This window comes from Pseudomonas sp. I8001 (assembly GCF_013385345.1).
Lineage (GTDB): Bacteria > Pseudomonadota > Gammaproteobacteria > Pseudomonadales > Pseudomonadaceae > Aquipseudomonas.
The window spans coordinates 124,825-143,599 of the sequence record NZ_JACAQC010000009.1; the positions used below are offsets into that span (position 1 = coordinate 124,825).

An 18,775-nucleotide genomic window follows, 5' to 3' on the forward strand; every position below is an offset into this window, starting at 1 on the left:
CTGCACCGGCCTCATCGCGGGCAAGCCCGGCTCCCACAGGGGACCGTGCTTATCCAGACGACTCGGTCAAATGTGGGAGCTGGCTTGCCTGCGAAAGCGGTCTCACAGCCCCGGAGCAAGAACCTGACACAACCGCGCCACCGCTTCCAGCATCTGTCCGCTGGGCCGTTCCAGGCCCTTGTCGGGCACCAGCAGCAAATGCCCGTTCGCTACCGCCGCCACCTGGGGCCAGGCCTTCCAGGCATCCAGCTGCGCTTGATCGCCCGCCAGAATCACCTCGGGATTACGCTGCAACACCGACTCAATGCTGACCTGCGGTGCCGGTAATTTCAGGTCATCGAACACATTGCGCGCGCCACACACACTCAGCGCATCGCTGATGATCTGCCCGCCACCCACGGTGTACAGCGGCTGGTTCCACACCTGATAAAACACCCGCAACGGCTCGGCCCGGTGATAGCGCGAGCGCAATTCGGCCAAGCGCTGACGCAACTGCGCGGCCAATTGCCGGCCGGCGTCATCCCGCCCGAGTTGCCGGGCAATGGTTTCGACCTGTGAGGTGAGTTGTTCGAGGCTGTGGGGTTCGGCGACAAATACCGGGATGTTCAGGCGTTGCAGCTGTTCACGCGGGCCCGGGCCGACGCTGCCGGGCCAAAGCAGGATCAGGTCGGGCTTGAGGCTGAGCAGCCGTTCCATGTCCAACTGCCCGTAGTTGCCCACAGACGGCACGTTCGCCAACGCCTGTGGCCGCTCGCCGCCATCCAGCACGCCCACCAGCAAATCGGCGGCCCCCAGTTCAACGACGATTTCAGACAACGAAGGCGCAAGGCTGACCACCCGCTCAACCGCCGCAGCCTGGGCCGCGACAACCAGCAGCCACACCGCCAGCCAGACGCGCATCAACCCAACTGGCGCGGGATGCGGTAGAGGTAGAACAGCACCAGGGTCGACAATGCCAACAGAAACAGCGGCACCGCTTCCAGCCCGACAAACACTGCCAGCGCGCCGACCCAGGCCGGCAGTGCAGCCACCAGCAACGCCACACGACGGCGGGCCGCGAGGGTGATCCAGGCAGCCGGTTCTTCAGGGGTATCGAGGGCTTTGCCGGTGGCGATCAGCGCGTGTTTATAGCCGTGAAAGTAACGCAGGCTGACAAACATCGAGGCTACGCCGGCGATAAAAAACGGCATCGCCAGCACCGGCAGCAAAGGCTCGGCCTTGCCAAACACGAGGTTGATCACAAACAACGGCGCCAGCGCCAACGCCAGGTATTGCCACCAGTTAAACGACAGCCGCCGCTTGACCTGGCCGCGCGTCACGCCCGATCGGCCTCGCCCTGGTGCTCGTTGCCCATCATGTGGTCGAGCTTGCTGGCCTTGGTGGCCAGGTAGAGCTTGTTGTGCGGGTTGTGGCCGGTGTGCAGCGGCACGCGCTCGGCGACGGTGATGCCCATGTCGGTCAAGGCTTTGACCTTGCGCGGGTTGTTGGTCATCAGCCGCAGGGATTTGACGCCCAGGTGCTGGAGCATCGGCAGGCAGATCCCATAGTCGCGCTGGTCAGCGGCAAAACCGAGGCGCTCGTTGGCTTCCACAGTGTCGGCGCCGCCATCTTGCAACTCATAGGCGCGGATCTTGTTCAGCAGGCCAATGCCACGGCCTTCCTGACGCAGGTACAGCAACACGCCACGGCCTTCGCGGGCGATGGCCTGCAGGGCGGCTTCCAGTTGCGAGCCGCAGTCACAGCGCTGGCTGAACAGCGCATCGCCGGTCAGGCACTCGGAGTGCACGCGACCGAGGACCGGGGCACCGTCCGCCACGTCACCGAGGCTGAGAACAACGTGTTCGCGCCCGGTGGCTTCTTCAAGAAAGCCATTCATGGTGAACGTGGCAAAAGGGGTTGGCAGCTTGGAAGCGGCGACGAAAACGACGGGCACCTTGTGCTCCTGATTTCAGATTTCACAGGGGAGGGATTGTAACAGTAGGTTCCTACAGACGCTTAAGCTGAATTATCGCTGATAAAGATCAATAGGTTCGATTGGCCTTCAGCTTGGTTCTATGGGTGTCAGAAATGTTGATAGCCACGAATGGCTGGCGTGACGTCCAGGCCAGACGCATCCAGCAGGGTAACGCCCTGCCCCGCCTCGACCCGGCCGATTACATGGACCGGCACACCGGCGGCCAACAGCGGCGCCAGTTCGGCGGGCGGCAAGGTGAACGCCAGTACGTAGTCGTCCCCCCCGCTCAACGCGGCCACCCGGGCATCCGCCTCACCGACGAACGCCAGCAAGGCGGCGGACAACGGCAGTTTTTGCTGCTCGATCAACAAGCTGACAGCCGACGCCTTGGCGATATGCCCGCAATCAGCTAAAAGGCCGTCGGAAATATCCATGGCAGACGTGGCCTTGCCCCGCAACGCCAAGCCCAGCGCCAACTGCGGTTGCGGCGACCAGTAATGGGCCAGCAGTGGCTCGACGATAGCCGCCTCCGCCGTGCGCTGCCCCAGGACCAGCGGCAAGGCGCCCGCTGCGTTACCCAGCTCACCGCCCACACACAGCAAGTCGCCGGGCCGCGCGCCGCTGCGGGTCAAGGCCTGGCCCGCCGGCACCCGGCCAAACACGGTCATGGTCAGGCTCAGCGGCCCACGGGTGGTGTCGCCACCTACCAGAACCACGCCACAAACCTGCGCCATGGCGTTCAAGCCCTGGGCATAGCGTTGTAGCCAATCGGCATCAACCGTCGGGGTGGTGAGGGCAAGGGTAAACGCGAGGGGATTGGCGCCCATGGCCGCCAGATCGCTGACTGCTACGGCCAGCGAGCGCTGGCCGAGCAGAAACGGATCGCAGGGGTCGGCAAAATGCACGCCGGCCACCAGGGTATCGGTAGAAATCGCCAGCTGTTCCCCGGGAGGAACAGCCAGCAAGGCGCAGTCGTCGCCAATCCCCAGTGCAATGCCTTCGCCGCCCTGCGCACAGGGCGCGGCGGCGAAGTAGTTGCGGATCAGCTCAAACTCGCCCATTGCGTCAGCAAGCGCCAGTTAGCGCTTGTACGCCTTCACTTCGGCTTCACGCAGGCGCGGGGCCAGCTTGTCGAGCACGCCGTTGACGAACTTGTGACCGTCGGTGGAACCGTAGACTTTCGCCAGTTCGATCCCTTCGTTGATCACAACGCGGTAAGGCACGTCGACGCGCTTGAGCAGTTCCCAGGTGGACAGGCGCAGTACGGCCAGTTCAACCGGGTCCAGCTCTTCGATCGCCAGGTCCAGGCACGGCGTCAGTGCAGCGTCGATCTCCGCCAGGTTGGCCGGAACACCGTGCAGGATGTCGTGGAAGTAGCTGGCATCGGCCGCGCTGAAATCGTTGTCGACGCGAAACTGCGCCTCGATTTCGTTCAGCGAGGTTTTCGCCATGTGGCGCTGGTACAAAGCCTGGGTCGCGAGCTGGCGGGCCGAACGACGCTTTTCGCTTTTCGATGGCTTGCCGGCGTCTGCCGGGCGCGGGTCCTGGGGGTTGAACTGATCGCTGTCGTCGCTAATCACTTGGCCTCCAACTGCGCCAGCAGGCTGACCATTTCCAGGGCGGACAGGGCAGCTTCAGCACCTTTGTTGCCGGCCTTGGTGCCGGAACGCTCGATGGCTTGTTCGATGGAATCAACGGTCAGCACGCCAAAGGCGACCGGCACGCCGAACTCCATGGACACCTGGGCCAGGCCCTTGGTGCATTCGCCAGCCACGTATTCGAAGTGCGGAGTGCCGCCACGAATGACCGCGCCCAGGGCGATGATCGCCGCGTATTCACCCTGCTGTGCAACTTTCTGCGCAACCAGTGGAATTTCGAAGGCGCCAGGAGCGCGGATGATAGTGATGTCGCTTTCGCTCACACCGTGGCGAACCAGGGCATCCACGGCACCGCTTACCAGGCTTTCAACCACGAAGCTGTTGAAGCGGCCAACCACCAGGGCATAGCGGCCTTTGGGGGCGATGAAGGTACCTTCGATGGTCTTCAGGGTCATTCGACAAATCTCTTAAAGAGCCGGGACGCGCTTAGTGCGCGCCCCTCAGTGATATTTGAACCGCGAACAAGGGGCAAACAACGCCGGCCTTTATTCGGAGGGCACGTATTCTACTACTTCCAGGTCGAAACCGGATATGGCATTAAATTTCATTGGCGCACTCATCAGGCGCATTTTGCGCACGCCCAGGTCCCGCAGGATCTGCGAACCGGCCCCGACGATGCTGTAGGTGGTCGGTTTTTTCACCGGCGCGTGGTCGGCGGTTTCGCGGATATGCGCCAGCAGCACGTCGCCATCCAGCGGATGGCCCAGCAGCAATACAACACCGCTGCCGGCCTCGGACACCGCGGACATCGCGGCCCGCAGGCTCCAGCGCCCCGGTTGCTTGACCATCAGCAGGTCGCGCAGCGGGTCCATGTTGTGCACCCGCACCAGGGTTGGCTCTTCAGCGCAGATGGTGCCCAGGGTCAGGGCCATGTGCACGTCGCCTTCCACGGAATCACGATAGGTCACCAGGTTGAACTGGCCCAGTTCGCTGTCCAGCGGCTGCTCGGCAATCCGCTGAACGGTACGTTCGTGGATCATCCGGTAGTGGATCAGGTCGGCAATGGTGCCGATCTTGATGTTGTGCAGCGCGGCAAATTCTTCCAGCTCGGCGCGACGGGACATGGTGCCGTCGTCGTTCATCACTTCGCAGATCACACCGCTCGGCTCGAAACCGGCCATGCGCGCCAGGTCGCAGGCCGCTTCGGTGTGGCCGGCGCGAGCCAGGGTGCCACCCGGTTGGGCCATCAGCGGAAAGATGTGGCCCGGGCTGACGATATCTTCGGCCTTGGCGTCTTTCGCGGCAGCGGCTTGTACGGTGCGGGCGCGGTCAGCAGCGGAGATGCCGGTGGTGACACCGGTGGTGGCTTCGATGGACACGGTGAACTTGGTGCCAAACCCGGAACCATTGCGCGGCGCCATCAACGGCAGCTTCAGCAGCTCGCAACGCTCGCGGCTCATCGGCATGCAGATCAGGCCACGGGCGTGCTTGGCCATGAAGTTGATGTGTTCCGGCTGGCAGCACTCGGCGGCCATGATCAGGTCGCCTTCGTTCTCGCGGTCTTCGTCATCCATGAGGATGACCATCTTGCCTTGGCGGATGTCTTCAACCAGTTCTTCGATGCTGTTGAGCGCCACGCGGCACCCCCTTGGGTCAGGATTTAAGGTAGCCGTTAGCGGCTAAAAAACTTTCAGTGATGTTCCCGGCGGGCCCTTGAAGAGAGTCAGACTCTGCGGCCTTATCGCCCAATAGAAGGCGCTCCAGGTAACGGGCAAGCAAGTCGACTTCCAGGTTCACCCGGCGACCCGGCTGGTACGACGCCATGATGGTTTCGCTCAGGGTGTGGGGAATGATGGTCAGTTCAAATTCGGCGCCATTCACGGCGTTCACGGTCAGGCTGGTGCCGTCGACGGTGATCGAGCCTTTGTGGGCGATGTACTTGGCCAGCTCTTTCGGTGCGCGAATGCGAAATTCCACGGCACGCGCGTTTTCGCTGCGAGCAACCACTTCGCCGACACCGTCGACGTGGCCGCTGACCAGGTGCCCACCGAGGCGGGTGGTCGGGGTCAGGGCTTTTTCCAGGTTCACCGGGCTGCCGCTCTTGAGGTCGTTCATCGCGGTGCAGTCCAGGGTTTCCCGGCTGACATCGGCGGCAAAGCCGTTGCCAGGCAATTCGATGACGGTCAGGCACACACCGCTGACGGCGATGCTGTCGCCCAGTTTGACGTCGCTCAGGTCGAGCTTGCCGGTTTCAACCAGCAGGCGTACGTCGCCGCCTTTTGGGGTCATTGCACGGATGCTGCCGATGGATTCGATAATGCCGGTGAACATGCCGTTCTCCTGAAGACGTGGCGCAGGCCGGGAATTATACGCTCGCTGATGGCAGAGGGATGGCAGTGACTCTCCAGTCATCGCCAACAGCGCGCATTTCAGTGATCTTGAGTTGGGGGGCGTCGGCCAGTTTCTCAAGCGGCCAGTCCAGCAAAGGCCGGGCGGCAGAGCCAAGAAACTTGCCGGCGACGAATATCACGTACTCGTCCACCAGCCCTTGCTGGGCGAAGGCACCCGCCAGGCTTGGGCCGGCTTCCACCAACACTTCGTTGACACCACGGGCCGCCAGGGCCACCAGCGCGGAACGCAGGTCGACCTGGCCGTCGACACCCGGCACCACCAGGCACTCGGGGCCTGTGGGGTACTGGTTGTCCGGCGTCACGCAGGTGATGACCAGCGCGGGGCCAGCCTTGAAGAACGGCGCATTCAGCGGCACCCGCAGGCGGCCGTCGATCAGCACACGCAGCGGCGGACGGGACATCGCCAGGGCGGTGGTTTCTTCATCCAGGCCCAGTTCGGCGGCGCGCACGGTCAGGCGAGCACCATCGGCCAGCACCGTGTCGGCGCCGGTCAGCACCACACTGGCCTGGGCCCGCAGGCGCTGCACAGCGGCACGGGCGGCCGGGCCGGTGATCCATTGGCTTTCGCCGTTGGCCATGGCGGTGCGACCGTCCAGGCTCATGGCCAACTTGACCCGCACAAACGGCAGGCCATGCTCCATGCGCTTGAGAAAGCCCGGGTTAAGCGCCCGCGCTTCGTTTTCCAGCAAGCCGCTGTGGGTCTCGATCCCGGCCTGGGCCAGGCGGCGCATGCCACGCCCGGCGACTTCCGGATTCGGGTCCTGCATCGCTGCCACCACACGGGCCAGGCCGGCATTCACCAAGGCATCGGCGCAGGGCGGTGTGTGCCCGTGGTGGCTGCACGGTTCAAGGGTCACGTAGGCCGTGGCGCCCCGGGCTTTGTCGCCCGCTGCCCGCAGGGCATGGACTTCCGCATGGGGTTCGCCGGTGCGCACGTGCCAGCCTTCGCCGACAACCTGCCCGTCACGCACGATCACGCAGCCAACCCGGGGGTTGGGGTGGGTGGTGTACAGGCCCTTGCGCGCCAGTTCCAGGGCACGGGCCATGTAATGGGCGTCGAGTACCGCTTGTTCTGCCGAAGGTGGGTTCATTCTTTTACCGGCTCACGGGCCAGGCGGTCGATCTCTTCGCGGAACTCGTTGAGGTCCTGGAAGCGTCGATACACCGAGGCGAAACGGATATAGGCGACTTCGTCGAGCTTTTGCAGCTCGCCCATCACCAGTTCTCCAACCACCAGGGATTTGACTTCGCGCTCGCCGGTGGCGCGCAGCTTGTGCTTGATATGCACCAGTGCCGCTTCCAGCCGCTCGACACTCACCGGGCGTTTTTCCAGGGCGCGCTGCATTCCGGCGCGCAGTTTTTCTTCGTCGAAAGGCTGGCGACTGCCGTCGGTCTTGATCAGACGTGGCAATACCAGTTCGGCGGTTTCGAAGGTGGTGAAACGTTCACCGCAGCCAGAGGCCAGGCATTCACGCCGGCGACGCACCTGTTCGCCCTCGGCGACCAGACGCGAGTCAATGACCTTGGTGTCGTTGGCACCGCAGAAGGGACAGTGCATGGTGGCAGGCAACAAAAAATGGGAGGGCCATGGTAGCGCATCCCTGTGGCAAGACAAGCCATAGCCTTTACGGTATATAGGCTGACTATTATGTTTCATATTTTTTAAGCCACGGATTTTGTCCTTTCTGGAGCCGTACATGCAGTTACGACCACTTGTTTTGCTCACGTTGCTCGGTTTTCTGGTCGCCTGCAGCAGCCATGCCCCAAAACCTGCGGCGCCGGCTCCGGCACCGCAACAAGAGAAAAAACTGCCGGGTGTGGAAGAAGATCTCGGCCCGTTGCCCGCTTATCAGCGTGAAGTCAGCGGCCAATTGAACGGTATACCGGCGGGTGCGGAAGTCGAACTGGCGCTGCTGGTGATCGACGACCGTTCGCGCCCGCAACAACTGCTGGCAAGCAGCGTGCTGATCGGCAACAACAAGCCCCTGGCCTTCCGCCTGCGCTTCAACCCGCAAGCGTTCCCGGCGGGCGGGCGCGTTGAATTGCGTGGTCGCGCCAGCCAGTCCGGCCAGTTGATCCTGCACCTGCCGCCGGTGCGCATCACCCAGGCGATCACCCAGACCACCGGGCCGCTGCAACTCGTTCCCGCACCATGACGCCACCGCTGGACCTGCAACGCGCACTGAGCGAACTGATCGGCGACGCCCAACTGGTGCCCTGCCCGCTGCCAGGCACCGAGTTGTCGCTGTGGTTACTGGACGCCGACAACATGGACCGCGCCTTCAGCCCCGAAGAAACCCGGCGCATCCTGCATGAGCCGCCGTACTGGAGCTTTTGCTGGGCCAGTGGCCTGGCGCTGGCGCGATACCTGGCGGCCAACCCCGAGTGGGTCGCGGGTAAGCGGGTGCTGGATTTCGGCGCAGGTTCGGGTGTTGCCGGGATTGCCGCGGTAAAGGCCGGAGCGCTGGAAGTGGTGGCGTGCGACCTGGATCCGCTGGCCCTGGCTGCCTGCCGGGCGAATGCCGAACTCAACGGCGTAACACTGGGCTATTCAGAAGACTTCTTCACCGAAGCCGACCGGTTTGACCTGATCCTGGTCGCCGATGTGCTGTACGACCGGGCGAACCTGCCGCTGCTGGATCAATTCCTGACACGCGGCCGCGAAGCGCTGGTCGCCGATTCCCGGGTTCGGGACTTCCAGCACCCGGAGTATCAGCGCCTGGGTATCCTCGACGCCCTGACACTGCCCGACCTGGCCGAGCCGTGGGAGTTTCGCAAGGTGAGCCTGTACCATTCGCAGCGCGCTTGAGAGCATCGCGGGCAAGCCCGCTCCCACATTTGAAATGCATTCCCCTGTGGGAGCTGGCTTGCCTGCGATTGCGATCCTGAGACCGCCCCGCTTTCAGCTAACCCCACCAACCCTTATAGTTGCCCCATCCCCTGCTTTCTTCGAGATTCCCCATGAGTGAGCCCACGCCGTACATCTTCGATGCCACCACCGCCACCTTCGATCAGGCGGTGATCCAGAACTCCTTCGAAAAACCCGTGCTGGTGGATTTCTGGGCCGAGTGGTGCGCGCCGTGCAAGGCGTTGATGCCGATGCTCGCGCAGATTGCCGAGAGTTATCAGGGTGAGTTGCTGCTGGCCAAGGTCGATTGCGATGCCGAGCCGGACGTGGTCTCGCGCTTTGGCATTCGCAGCCTGCCGACCGTGGTGCTGTTCAAGGATGGCCAGCCAGTGGATGGGTTTGCCGGTGCGCAGCCTGAATCCGCCGTGCGCGCGATGCTGGAGCCCCATGTGCAGATGCCACCACCGGCGGCTGCCGATCCACTGGAGCAGGCCCAGGCGCTGTTTGCCGAAGGCCGTATCACCGACGCCGAGGCCGTGCTGGTCACCCTGCTTGGCGAAGACAACACCAACGCCGCCGCGCTGATCCTGTACGCACGCTGCCTGGCCGAGCGCGGTGAACTGGGCGAAGCGCAAACCGTGCTCGACGCCGTCAAGAGCGATGATCACAAGGCCGCACTGGCCGGCGCCAAGGCGCAGATCACTTTCCTGCGCCAGGCCGCCGACCTGCCGGACGCCGCAGACCTGAAAGCCCGCCTGGCGCAAAACCCGCAGGATGACGAGGCGGTGTACCAACTGGCCGTGCAACAACTGGCGCGCCAGCAATACGACGCCGCGCTGGATGGCTTGCTCAAGCTGTTCATCCGCAACCGCAGCTACAGCGAAGGCCTGCCCCACAAGACGCTGCTGCAGGTGTTCGAACTGCTCGGCAACGATCACCCGCTTGTCACGGTGTACCGCCGCAAGCTGTTCGCCGCGCTGTATTAAGCCTTACTCGATCCAGCTGTACAGCGGCGTATCCCCGCCGCTGGCTACCTTGACCTTGGCGCTATGGCGCAGGCGCACCAGCAGGCGCTTGCCCGCCGAGGCGCTGCCGGCCAGGCCTTCCAGCTGATCAAGCAATTCCAGGCCGTTGAGTTGCCCGGCCTTGCGCAGCAAATCCTGGGCGGCCTGCCACAGGCTCTCGTCCAGGTTACCCGCCGCCGGCGTCACTACCGGTTCGGCGCTCGGGGTTTTGCTGGCCTGCAACTGCGCGCCCAGCCGGGCCCAGTCGCCGTCATCCAGCTCCAGGGTCAAGTCCACCGGCAGGTCACCGACGGTTCCACGAATTCTCAACATCGCACTTACTCCCGCACTTTTCTGACGAGCATGCTCCCACGCGTCTTGCGCTACGCCAAGCAGGCGGTCAAACTCCTCGCAAAATTGTTATAAGATCACATAACAAAACTTTCATCTTTGTCCGGGAGCTCCACCATGCGCCGTTTGCTGCTTGCTTTGCCGTTTGCCCTGTTGCCACTGGCCATCGCCCAGGCTGCCGACGAGCACGACCATGATCACGAGCACGGCAGCCTCGGTGCCCACGAACACGGCGTGGGTCGCCTCAATGCGGTGCTCGACGGCCAGGCCCTGGAGCTGGAACTGGACAGCCCGGCGATGAACCTGGTGGGTTTTGAACACCTCGCCACCACGCCTGCCGACAAAGCCAAGGTCGCCGCCGCCCGCAAGCAACTGGAGCAACCTTTGGTGCTGTTCAGCCTGCCCAAGGCCGCCGGTTGCGTGATCAGCACCCAGGAACTGAACAGCCCGCTGTTCGGCGACAAGCCTGAAGCCGACCACGATGAAGACGATGACGACCACGCCACCGATGGCAAAGGCGCCGCCGCCCACGAACATCACCACGACCACAGCGAAATCCACGCTCACTACCAGTTCACTTGCGCCACGCCGACCGCCCTGAGCAACCTCGACCTGACCCAGGTGTTCAAGACCTTCCCCGCCACCCAGAAAATTCAGGTACAACTCATTGGCCCGAGCGGCCAGCAGGGTGTGGAAGCGACGGCCACAGCAGCCACCCTGAAATTCTGATGTAAACACCACACTGTAGGAGCTGGCTTGCCTGCGATGCAGACGCCGCGGTGCTCCAGAAACACTGCGGTGATGCCATCGCAGGCAAGCCAGCTCCTACCGTTGATCGGTGTCATCATCCAAATCGAGCCAGACCACTGACCTCCCTATGACCCAAGCACTTATCGAACTGTCTGACCTGGGCTTCAATTGGCCCGGTCACCCACAGTTGCTGGACATCCCCACGTTCCGCCTGGAGCCGGGGGAAACCCTGTTCCTCAAGGGCCCCAGCGGCAGTGGCAAGACCACCCTGCTCGGCCTGCTGGGCGGTGTGCAAAAGCCCAGCCGGGGCAGCATCCGCCTACTGGGCCAGGAACTGACCGAACTCTCGGCCGGCGCCCGCGACCGTTTCCGGGTCGACCACACCGGCTACATCTTCCAGCAGTTCAACCTGTTGCCGTTTCTCTCGGTGCGCGAGAACGTCGAGTTGCCCTGCCACTTTTCAACGTTACGGGCGCAGCGGGCAATCCAGCGTCACGGCAGCGTCGACCAGGCTGCCGCGACCTTGCTCGCCCACCTGGGCCTGAAGGACAAGAGCCTGCTGGAGCGCCGCGCCGACTCCCTGTCCATCGGCCAACAACAACGGGTGGCCGCTGCCCGTGCGCTGATCGGCCAGCCGGAGCTGGTGATCGCCGACGAGCCGACCTCGGCCCTGGACTACGACGCCCGGGAGGCCTTCATTCAGTTGCTGTTCGCCGAATGCCGCGAAGCAGGCGCCAGCCTGTTGTTCGTCAGCCATGACCAGAGCCTGGCGCCGCTGTTCGACCGCAACCTGTCGCTGGCCGAACTCAATCGCGCCGCCACGCCCGCAGAGGTTTGAGATGTATTTGTTTCGACTAGCCATGGCCAGCCTGGCTAACCGCCGCTTTACCGCGATCCTCACCGCCTTCGCCATCGCCCTGTCGGTGTGCCTGTTGCTGGCGGTGGAACGGGTACGCACCGAAGCCCGCGCCAGCTTCGCCAGCACCATCAGCGGCACCGACCTGATCGTCGGCGCGCGCTCCGGCTCGGTGAATTTGCTGCTGTATTCGGTGTTCCGCATCGGCAACGCCACCAACAACATTCGCTGGGACAGCTACGAGCACTTCGCGGCCAACCCGCAGGTGAAATGGGCGATCCCGATTTCCCTCGGCGACTCCCACCGTGGCTACCGCGTGATGGGCACCAACGAATCCTATTTCGAACACTACCAATACGGCCGCCGGCAGAACCTGGAACTGGCCAGCGGCCGCGCCTTCGCCACCGATCCATTCGAAGTGGTGCTCGGCGCCGAAGTGGCCGACGCGCTGCATTACAAGCTCGGCGACAAGCTGGTGCTGGCCCACGGCGTGGCGGTGGTCAGCCTGGTCAAGCACGATGACAAGCCCTTCACCGTGGTCGGCATTCTCAAGCGCACCGGCACTCCGGTGGACCGCACACTGCATATCAGCCTCGGCGGCATGGAAGCGATTCACATCGACTGGCACAACGGCGTACCGGCCCAGGGCAAAGGCCGGATCAGCGCCGATCAGGCCCGCAACATGGACCTGACGCCCCAAGCCATCACCGCGTTCATGCTCGGTTTGAACAACAAGATTTCCACCTTCACCCTGCAACGGGAGATCAACGAGTTCCGTGGCGAGCCGATGCTGGCGATCCTGCCAGGCGTGGCGTTGCAAGAGCTGTGGAGCATGATGGGCACCGCTGAAAAAGCGCTGTTCGTGATCTCGCTGTTCGTGGTACTGACCGGCTTGATCGGCATGCTCACCGCGATCCTCACCAGCCTCAACGAGCGCCGTCGGGAAATGGCAATCCTGCGTTCGGTGGGCGCGCGGCCCTGGCATATTGCGACCTTGCTGATCTTCGAAGCCTTCGCCCTGGCATTGTCGGGCGTGATCGCCGGCGTCGGGCTGCTGTATGTGTGCATCGCCGCGTCGCGCGGGTATTTGCAGGCCAATTACGGCCTGGACCTGCCGCTGTCGTTGCCGAGCGAATATGAATGGACTTTGTTGGGCGGTATTCTCGTCGCAGCCCTGCTGATGGGCAGCGTGCCAGCCTGGCGCGCCTACCGGCAATCGTTGGCCGACGGCCTGTCGATACGTTTATGAGGAAGCTGTTGATGCGTCGCGCCGTGCTCGCACTGTTACTGCTGGCGGCCCTGCCCGTGTGGGCTGAAGACCAGCCCAAGGACCTGTCGTGGCAGGAGATGATCCCGCCGGACGCGCCGCCGGAAATCCCCAACATGAAACCGCTGCACGACTTGTCGGGCATGGCCGATGCGTTGTCGGTGGAGTCAGCGCCGGCCGCCAAGCAGGACTTGCCCAACGCGCCGGTCGTACAAAGCCTGGACGGCAAGCACATCCGCCTGCCGGGTTATATCGTGCCGCTGGAAGTCAGCGAGGAAGGCCGCACCACGGAGTTCCTGCTGGTGCCGTATTTCGGCGCCTGCATTCACGTGCCGCCACCGCCGTCGAACCAGATCGTGCATGTCAAAAGCGAAGTCGGCGTGAAGCTCGACGAGTTGTATCAGCCGTACTGGATCGAAGGCCAGATGCAGGTCAAACCGTCCAGCAGTGAACTGGCCGATGCCGGCTACCAGATGGATGCCGACAAGATCTATGTGTACGAGTTGCAGGAATAACCCGTGATTGCGCTTTCATTGAGCTGAGTCAAAAGCTCGAACGTTACGATCTTTACCATTGGACACAAGCAATTAATAACGTCCTTTGGAGCTCCCATGAACAAGTCCCTGCTCGGCGCGTCGCTTGTCGCGCTCGCCCTCGTCGCCCCTGTTGCCCACGCTCACGAAGCGGGTGACATCCTGATTCGCGCCGGTGCCATCACCGTCAACCCGAAAGCGGACAGCAGCAGTGTCAAGGTTGACCAGGGCCCGCTGGCCGGGACCAACCTGGGCGGCAAGGCGACCATGAGCAGCGACACTCAGCTGGGTTTGAACTTCGCCTACATGTTCACCAGCCACTGGGGTATCGAACTGCTGGCGGCCACACCGTTCGAGCACGATGTGAAGATCAAGAACACCGCCCTGGCCCCGGCCAACGGCAAGCTCGGCTCGCTGAAACACCTGCCGCCGACCCTCAGCGTCGTGTACTACCCGCTGGACAGCAAGTCGGTATTCCAGCCGTACATCGGCGCCGGTATCAACTACACCTGGATCTACGACGAGCACGTTGGCGGTCGCGCCCAGGAGGCCGGCTTCAGCAACTTCAAGGCGGAAAACTCCTGGGGCTGGGCGGCGCAGATCGGTGCGGACTACATGATCAACGACAAGTGGATGATCAACGCCCAGGCGCGCTACATCGACATCAGCACCAAGGCCACCGTGGACAACAACGCCCTGGGCCAGGGCACTCGGGCCAAGGTGAATGTGGATGTTGACCCGATGGTGTACATGGTCGGTATTGGCTACAAGTTCTAGGCTCTACCCAAGGCCCTGTTGTACAGGGCCTTTTTTGTGAGGCTTCCCATGGAGGCAAGCGCCAATCAGAAGCCACGCACACGCCCGTGTGCTGCGAATCAGGCTTCAGCCAGGAGCTGGCGAACTTCAGCGATGACCAAGTCAATGTTGAACGGCTTTTTCAACACTGCATTGAACAAGTCCGACCGCTCCATACCAATATGAGCCTGGGCTCCGCTGATCAGGATGATGGGCAGGTGATTGACTGCCGGCAGGGCGCGAACCGCTTCGGCAAACTCCAGGCCGTCCATGACCGGCATCATGAAATCGGTGATGATCAACGCTGGCCGCTCGCGCTCCAGGACCTCGAGTCCTTTCTGGCCATTGCTCGCTTTTACGACCATGTACCCCTCATCCTCCAGCGCATAGCCGAGAATGTCAGCGATCAAATACTCGTCGTCGACGACCAGGATGGTGGTCATGTCAATTCAACCCGAATCAGAGACTTTGGACGTTGAGCCCGGCCGCCAGGAATCATCAGCGACAGCCAATGCATTTCTTGATGCCTTCTTCAAGTCAACGCCGTGTTCATGGATTACCACTTCAAGAAGCGAAGGATCGTAGAAGCTGTCTCGTACCTTAAGAATCGAAAGCATTCTTCTTAGTTCAGATTGAATCTCGAAGAAACGCATCAGCAGCAGGTTATCGACAATACTGGAGAGGTCCGGGGTTGGAGAGCTGACCTCCGAACCAAAAACGTCACGCATCTCCCATGAGGCAAACACCGTTACGCCACGGGCACGAAGCTCGCTCATCAGGGCGCTGTAGAAATCAGTGATACGTGCCGGGTTCGTCGACACTCGGGTCATGCCGCTCAAGCTGTCGATGAACAGGCGCTTGATGCCCTTTTCCTCAACCATTTTCAGCAGCCGTGCGCCGAGACCGTCGAGCAGGCCTTCTGTCGTGGGTTGCCAGGCAAGACTCAGCGCACCACTTTCTTCCATACCCTTGATATCAATACCCAGCGATTGGCCTTTGAGGCGTAACCGCTGCGGGCTTTCATAAAAACCGAAATGCAGGCCCGGCGCTTCCACTGTCGACTCAGCGATAAACCTGAGCCCCAACGTGGTTTTCCCGACGCCGGAAGGCCCCATGACGAGGGTAACGGAGGAACTGTGCAGGCCACCGCCGATGATGGCGTCCAGCGAACCGATGCCGCTGGTGATACGCGTCAGATCGGCACTGTCAGGTAAAGACGGATGGCTGTAGAGGCTTTCCAGACGCGGATAAACTACCAGGCCATCGTCGGTGATTTCACACTCGTGCAATCCGGTCAGTGCACCACTGCCGCGAGTCTTGCGCAGTTGAATACGGCGCACTGAACGGCTGCCGTGAAGCTCTTCACCCATCTCGATCACACCATCAACCATGGTGTGCTCGGGACTGCCGTCGTCCAACCGGGAACTGGTGAGAAACAGCACCGTACAACCGGCGAACGCAGCGTGCCCTTGCAGCTCGGAAATGAATTTCTTGGTGTCGATGGGCGAGTCAGCCTTGGAGCGTGCATTGAGCAAGCCATCGACCACTAACACGGTGGCCTTCTGGCGACTGATCTCACGCCGAAGCAGCTTGACCACCTCATCGAGACCTTCGTTCTCAAGGGTGTCAAACGCACTGACGAACTGAATTTCAGCCCCCACCCGGGAAACATCAAAGAAGTTCAGGGTCGAGAGGAACTGAAATAAACGGTCGTGGGATTCGGCCAGCAACGTGGCGACCAGTACACGGCCCCCATTGCGCGCATGGTTAAACCCCAGCTGATTGGCGAGGATGGTTTTACCGGATCCCGGGCGCCCCTGGATGATGTAGGAGGCACCTGCGACTAGCCCACCCTTGAGCAGAGCATCCAGCCCTTCTATTCCGCTTTGAAGGCGATTTAGCTTTTCCACAATGCAACCCTGATGTGAACAACAGGCTCTTGAGCCGAAGGTTTACGATGCTAACTCCATTTGTGCAATCGGGCTATCCACTCAGCCCGTTCAAGCGCGGGGCAAATAAAGCGTGAACGTACTTCCCTGACCAGGACGACTCTCTACCCTGATCTCCCCCCCTGACTGCTTGGCAAAACCAAATACCTGGCTGAGCCCCAACCCGGTTCCCTGGCCGTTGCCTTTGGTGGAGAAAAACGGTTCAAAGATTCTGTCGAGGTTGAGCGGTGCGATACCCGAACCATTGTCTGTGATGGAGACGGCAACGTAACTTCCGTTCATAAGGGCATGACCATTGGACGCAGGGATAAGGTCCATCGACTCAACACGGATGACCACCTCACCGTGATCAGGCATGGCGTCTCGGGCATTCATGAGCATATTGAGAATGGCGGTTTCAAACTGTTCTGGGTCAACGTGAACAACGCAGGGTGCTGCTGTGGACTCGATGCGTACGTTGATGCCTGTGCCAACCCGCAAAGCAATCGTATCGGCCATGGCCAACGTGCTTGAATTGACGTCCAGCGGTGCGGGATGGAGGGTTTGCCTGCGAGCGAAGGACAGCAATTGGCTGGTGAAGTGAGAACCACGCTTTACCGCCTCGGAAATGGCTTGCACCAGGCGCAGCCGCCGCTCTTCCGATACTGACGGACGCGTCAAAAGATCTGCTGAAGAACGGATCACCGTCAGCAGGTTGTTAAAGTCATGAGCCACGCGGCCCGTTATCCGCCCCAGCGCTTCCATGTTTTGCGACTGCAGTAACTGCTCCTGGGTCGCATCCTGAACGGTTCCCGTCATCGCGACGGGCTGACCGTCATCGGCGTAACGGGCTCTGGCGCACACGTGCAGCCAGCGAGTTTCACCGTGGGGCGTGACGATCCGGTAGTGAACGTCGTAGGCGCAGCGTTGAGCGATCGAGCGATCCCATGCGTCAGCCACTCGGCCTCTGTCTTCGGGGTGCACCAGGCGCTGCATGTGTTCATAACTGAACGGTATCTGTGGTTCGAGTCCGAAGTTGAGGCGGCAAGTGGCCGAGTTCTTCAGCTCGCCCGTCGTCAAATCCAGGCGCCATATACCAAGCCCGGCGGCACTCAAAGCGAACTGCAGGTCGTGCGCTTCCTCATACACATCATCGTGAGGCGGCGGCGAACCATTCACCGGAGAATGTGTTGCCATGATGGGTGGGGCTCCTCTTTTAGGCTGCCCATGGCTGGATGGGCGAAGTCTTCTTCTGAATGCAGACTTTTGCTTTTGCTGAACGAGCCGTAAGCACAATCAATCCCTATTGGCATGGATGACCGGGCGCACCAAAGGTTTCAAATTTTTCGTATCCCGTGGCGCATCCGACTTGCCAACACATATCACTTTTAACCGTCCGCGCACCGCCACAAAAAAAGGCGCCTGTTTCAGGCGCCTTTTTTATGTTTGACCGTGTCGATAGAACCGGTCGAGCAACGCCGGCAGCCCGGCCCGCCATGCCCGTGGCTTGATGCCGAAGGTGTGGAGGATTTTCTTGCAGGCCAGCACCGCGTGTTGCGGCTCGTCGGCTGCATCCGGACGGGCGGCGTGGGCCTGGGCGGTCGGAGCTTCCACGGCCAGCGGGTGGAAGTTGCGCGCTTCGGTCAGGATCGCCTGCCCCAGCGCCAGCGGGGTAGTCGCTTCGTGGCCGGCATAGTGATAAGTGCCCCACAACGGCGCGGCGCAATCCAGTTGCTTAAGCACCGAAATGATCACCCGCGCGGCATCGTCCACCGGCGTCGGGTTGCCCCGGCGGTCGTCGGCCATCAGCAGTTCGTCAGGTTTTTCGGCACGGGCCAGGAAGCGCCCGAGGGTGCCGTCGACGCTGTCATCCAGCAGCCAGCCGAAACGCAACAGCACGTGCTGCGGGCAGGTGGCGCGTACGCTCTGCTCGATGCGCCACAACGCCTGGCCTCGCAGGCCCAAGGGCACGGGTTCGTCTTTCTCGCTGTAGGCGGTGGCGCGGGAGCCGTCGAACACCCGGTAGCTGGACGGTTGCAGCAGGGTGATGCTGTGGTGCTGGCACAGTTCAGCCAGGCGCTCGATCGCATATTCCTGGGCGGCCAGGCGTGTCTCGCTGACCGTCTCCGCCTGAAACCAGTCGAAGTAATAGGCGAGATTGATCAAGGCATCGGGACGGGTGTCGTCGAGCAGTTGCGTGAGGCTCGCGGCATCCCAGCCGTCTTGGGGCGGGCGCGGGGCGAGGAAACCGATGTCTTCCTCCGCACCGAGGCGAATCAGCGCCTGCCCGAGGGCATTCCCGCCGCCCAGTAACATAAGGCGCATTCGCATAGATTGAGCAGGCCCGGTCTGTTTGGAACGATGGTTATTATCGACAGGCTTGTGAGCCATGCCGTTGGCATTTGCCAGAATCGTTGCATTTTGCGGGTTTGTAGCGCAACCGTCACTTATAAAGTGCGCCGCCGATTGCGGCCGGGGGG

23 protein-coding genes are annotated in these 18,775 nt (G+C 62.0%); 8 read left to right on the top strand and 15 right to left on the bottom strand.

Going from position 1 to position 18,775, the window contains the following annotated elements; translation table 11 throughout:
- Positions 1 to 102: 102 nt before the first annotated feature.
- The 10 genes from HX839_RS09010 to nrdR all read right to left on the bottom strand — a co-directional run bounded on the left by HX839_RS09010 (position 103) and on the right by nrdR (position 7,521).
- Positions 103 to 900 (bottom strand): cobalamin-binding protein, encoded by a 798-nt coding sequence (locus HX839_RS09010; protein WP_177066962.1) that lies wholly within the window; start codon positions 898 to 900, stop codon positions 103 to 105.
- Positions 900 to 1,319 (bottom strand): nuclear FMR1 interacting 1 family protein, encoded by a 420-nt coding sequence (locus tag HX839_RS09015; RefSeq protein WP_008436498.1) that lies wholly within the window; start codon positions 1,317 to 1,319, stop codon positions 900 to 902. The genes HX839_RS09010 and HX839_RS09015 overlap by 1 nt, the downstream gene beginning before the upstream one ends.
- Positions 1,316 to 1,933, bottom strand: a complete 618-nt coding sequence (gene ribA, locus HX839_RS09020; RefSeq protein ID WP_003209983.1) for a GTP cyclohydrolase II — start codon at positions 1,931 to 1,933, stop codon at positions 1,316 to 1,318. Before ribA ends, HX839_RS09015 begins: the two co-directional genes overlap by 4 nt.
- A 128-nt stretch (positions 1,934 to 2,061) precedes the next feature.
- The gene (gene thiL, locus HX839_RS09025; protein ID WP_177066963.1) at positions 2,062 to 3,015 is read right to left on the bottom strand and encodes a thiamine-phosphate kinase; all 954 of its coding nucleotides are present in this window, start codon (positions 3,013 to 3,015) and stop codon (positions 2,062 to 2,064) included.
- An 18-nt stretch (positions 3,016 to 3,033) separates the two neighbouring features.
- Positions 3,034 to 3,534: a transcription antitermination factor NusB gene (nusB, locus tag HX839_RS09030; RefSeq protein WP_003209985.1), complete on the bottom strand. Its 501-nt coding sequence runs from the start codon at positions 3,532 to 3,534 to the stop codon at positions 3,034 to 3,036.
- Positions 3,531 to 4,007 (bottom strand): 6,7-dimethyl-8-ribityllumazine synthase, encoded by a 477-nt coding sequence (ribE, locus tag HX839_RS09035; RefSeq protein ID WP_003209986.1) that lies wholly within the window; start codon positions 4,005 to 4,007, stop codon positions 3,531 to 3,533. The genes nusB and ribE overlap by 4 nt, the downstream gene beginning before the upstream one ends.
- 90 nt (positions 4,008 to 4,097) lie before the next feature.
- The gene (ribBA, locus tag HX839_RS09040; RefSeq protein WP_003209987.1) at positions 4,098 to 5,189 is read right to left on the bottom strand and encodes a bifunctional 3,4-dihydroxy-2-butanone-4-phosphate synthase/GTP cyclohydrolase II; all 1,092 of its coding nucleotides are present in this window, start codon (positions 5,187 to 5,189) and stop codon (positions 4,098 to 4,100) included.
- A gap of 16 nt (positions 5,190 to 5,205) precedes the next feature.
- On the bottom strand, positions 5,206 to 5,883 hold the full coding sequence (locus tag HX839_RS09045) for a riboflavin synthase (protein ID WP_003209988.1): 678 nt from the start codon (positions 5,881 to 5,883) through the stop codon (positions 5,206 to 5,208).
- 34 nt (positions 5,884 to 5,917) lie between these two features.
- The gene (ribD, locus tag HX839_RS09050; RefSeq protein ID WP_003209989.1) at positions 5,918 to 7,054 is read right to left on the bottom strand and encodes a bifunctional diaminohydroxyphosphoribosylaminopyrimidine deaminase/5-amino-6-(5-phosphoribosylamino)uracil reductase RibD; all 1,137 of its coding nucleotides are present in this window, start codon (positions 7,052 to 7,054) and stop codon (positions 5,918 to 5,920) included.
- Entirely contained in the window at positions 7,051 to 7,521 is a 471-nt protein-coding gene (gene nrdR, locus HX839_RS09055) for a transcriptional regulator NrdR (protein ID WP_003209990.1), read from the bottom strand. Before nrdR ends, ribD begins: the two co-directional genes overlap by 4 nt.
- Before the next feature lie 139 nt (positions 7,522 to 7,660).
- On the opposite strand from nrdR, the gene HX839_RS09060 reads away from it, so the two are divergent.
- From HX839_RS09060 to trxA, 3 genes are all read left to right on the top strand, one after another.
- Positions 7,661 to 8,119, top strand: a complete 459-nt coding sequence (locus HX839_RS09060) for a YbaY family lipoprotein (protein WP_003209991.1) — start codon at positions 7,661 to 7,663, stop codon at positions 8,117 to 8,119.
- Positions 8,116 to 8,772: a methyltransferase gene (locus tag HX839_RS09065; protein WP_177021476.1), complete on the top strand. Its 657-nt coding sequence runs from the start codon at positions 8,116 to 8,118 to the stop codon at positions 8,770 to 8,772. Before HX839_RS09060 ends, HX839_RS09065 begins: the two co-directional genes overlap by 4 nt.
- A gap of 152 nt (positions 8,773 to 8,924) precedes the next feature.
- The gene (gene trxA / locus HX839_RS09070) at positions 8,925 to 9,797 is read left to right on the top strand and encodes a thioredoxin (RefSeq protein ID WP_003209995.1); all 873 of its coding nucleotides are present in this window, start codon (positions 8,925 to 8,927) and stop codon (positions 9,795 to 9,797) included.
- Positions 9,798 to 9,800: 3 nt separating this feature from the next.
- Here the strand turns inward: trxA and HX839_RS09075 are convergent, their stop codons facing one another.
- On the bottom strand, positions 9,801 to 10,148 hold the full coding sequence (locus HX839_RS09075; RefSeq protein WP_003209997.1) for a hypothetical protein: 348 nt from the start codon (positions 10,146 to 10,148) through the stop codon (positions 9,801 to 9,803).
- Positions 10,149 to 10,283: 135 nt separating this feature from the next.
- Between HX839_RS09075 and HX839_RS09080 the strand changes: the two genes are divergently transcribed.
- The 5 genes from HX839_RS09080 (at position 10,284) to HX839_RS09100 (ending at position 14,349) form a co-directional block, all read left to right on the top strand.
- Positions 10,284 to 10,895: a DUF2796 domain-containing protein gene (locus tag HX839_RS09080; protein WP_102369990.1), complete on the top strand. Its 612-nt coding sequence runs from the start codon at positions 10,284 to 10,286 to the stop codon at positions 10,893 to 10,895.
- 148 nt (positions 10,896 to 11,043) lie between these two features.
- Positions 11,044 to 11,754 carry an ABC transporter ATP-binding protein gene (locus tag HX839_RS09085; protein ID WP_008436477.1) on the top strand — a complete coding sequence of 237 codons (711 nt, stop codon included), beginning with the start codon at positions 11,044 to 11,046 and terminating at the stop codon, positions 11,752 to 11,754.
- A 1-nt stretch (position 11,755) separates the two neighbouring features.
- Positions 11,756 to 13,021, top strand: a complete 1,266-nt coding sequence (locus HX839_RS09090; protein ID WP_177066964.1) for an ABC transporter permease — start codon at positions 11,756 to 11,758, stop codon at positions 13,019 to 13,021.
- Between the two features lie 11 nt (positions 13,022 to 13,032).
- A complete protein-coding gene (locus tag HX839_RS09095; RefSeq protein ID WP_177066965.1) occupies positions 13,033 to 13,554 on the top strand; it encodes a DUF3299 domain-containing protein in 522 nt (173 codons plus the stop codon).
- Between the two features lie 96 nt (positions 13,555 to 13,650).
- Entirely contained in the window at positions 13,651 to 14,349 is a 699-nt protein-coding gene (locus HX839_RS09100) for an OmpW family protein (protein WP_008436467.1), read from the top strand.
- A 98-nt stretch (positions 14,350 to 14,447) separates the two neighbouring features.
- On the opposite strand, the gene HX839_RS09105 is transcribed toward HX839_RS09100, so the two are convergent.
- From HX839_RS09105 to HX839_RS09120, 4 genes are all read right to left on the bottom strand, one after another.
- Positions 14,448 to 14,810: a response regulator gene (locus tag HX839_RS09105; RefSeq protein WP_177008878.1), complete on the bottom strand. Its 363-nt coding sequence runs from the start codon at positions 14,808 to 14,810 to the stop codon at positions 14,448 to 14,450.
- A gap of 6 nt (positions 14,811 to 14,816) precedes the next feature.
- Positions 14,817 to 16,277 carry an ATPase domain-containing protein gene (locus tag HX839_RS09110; protein ID WP_177066966.1) on the bottom strand — a complete coding sequence of 487 codons (1,461 nt, stop codon included), beginning with the start codon at positions 16,275 to 16,277 and terminating at the stop codon, positions 14,817 to 14,819.
- 90 nt (positions 16,278 to 16,367) lie between these two features.
- Positions 16,368 to 17,492, bottom strand: a complete 1,125-nt coding sequence (locus HX839_RS09115; protein WP_177066967.1) for an ATP-binding protein — start codon at positions 17,490 to 17,492, stop codon at positions 16,368 to 16,370.
- 243 nt (positions 17,493 to 17,735) lie between these two features.
- Positions 17,736 to 18,626 carry a sugar nucleotide-binding protein gene (locus tag HX839_RS09120; RefSeq protein WP_008436463.1) on the bottom strand — a complete coding sequence of 297 codons (891 nt, stop codon included), beginning with the start codon at positions 18,624 to 18,626 and terminating at the stop codon, positions 17,736 to 17,738.
- Between the last annotated feature and the right edge of the window lie 149 nt (positions 18,627 to 18,775).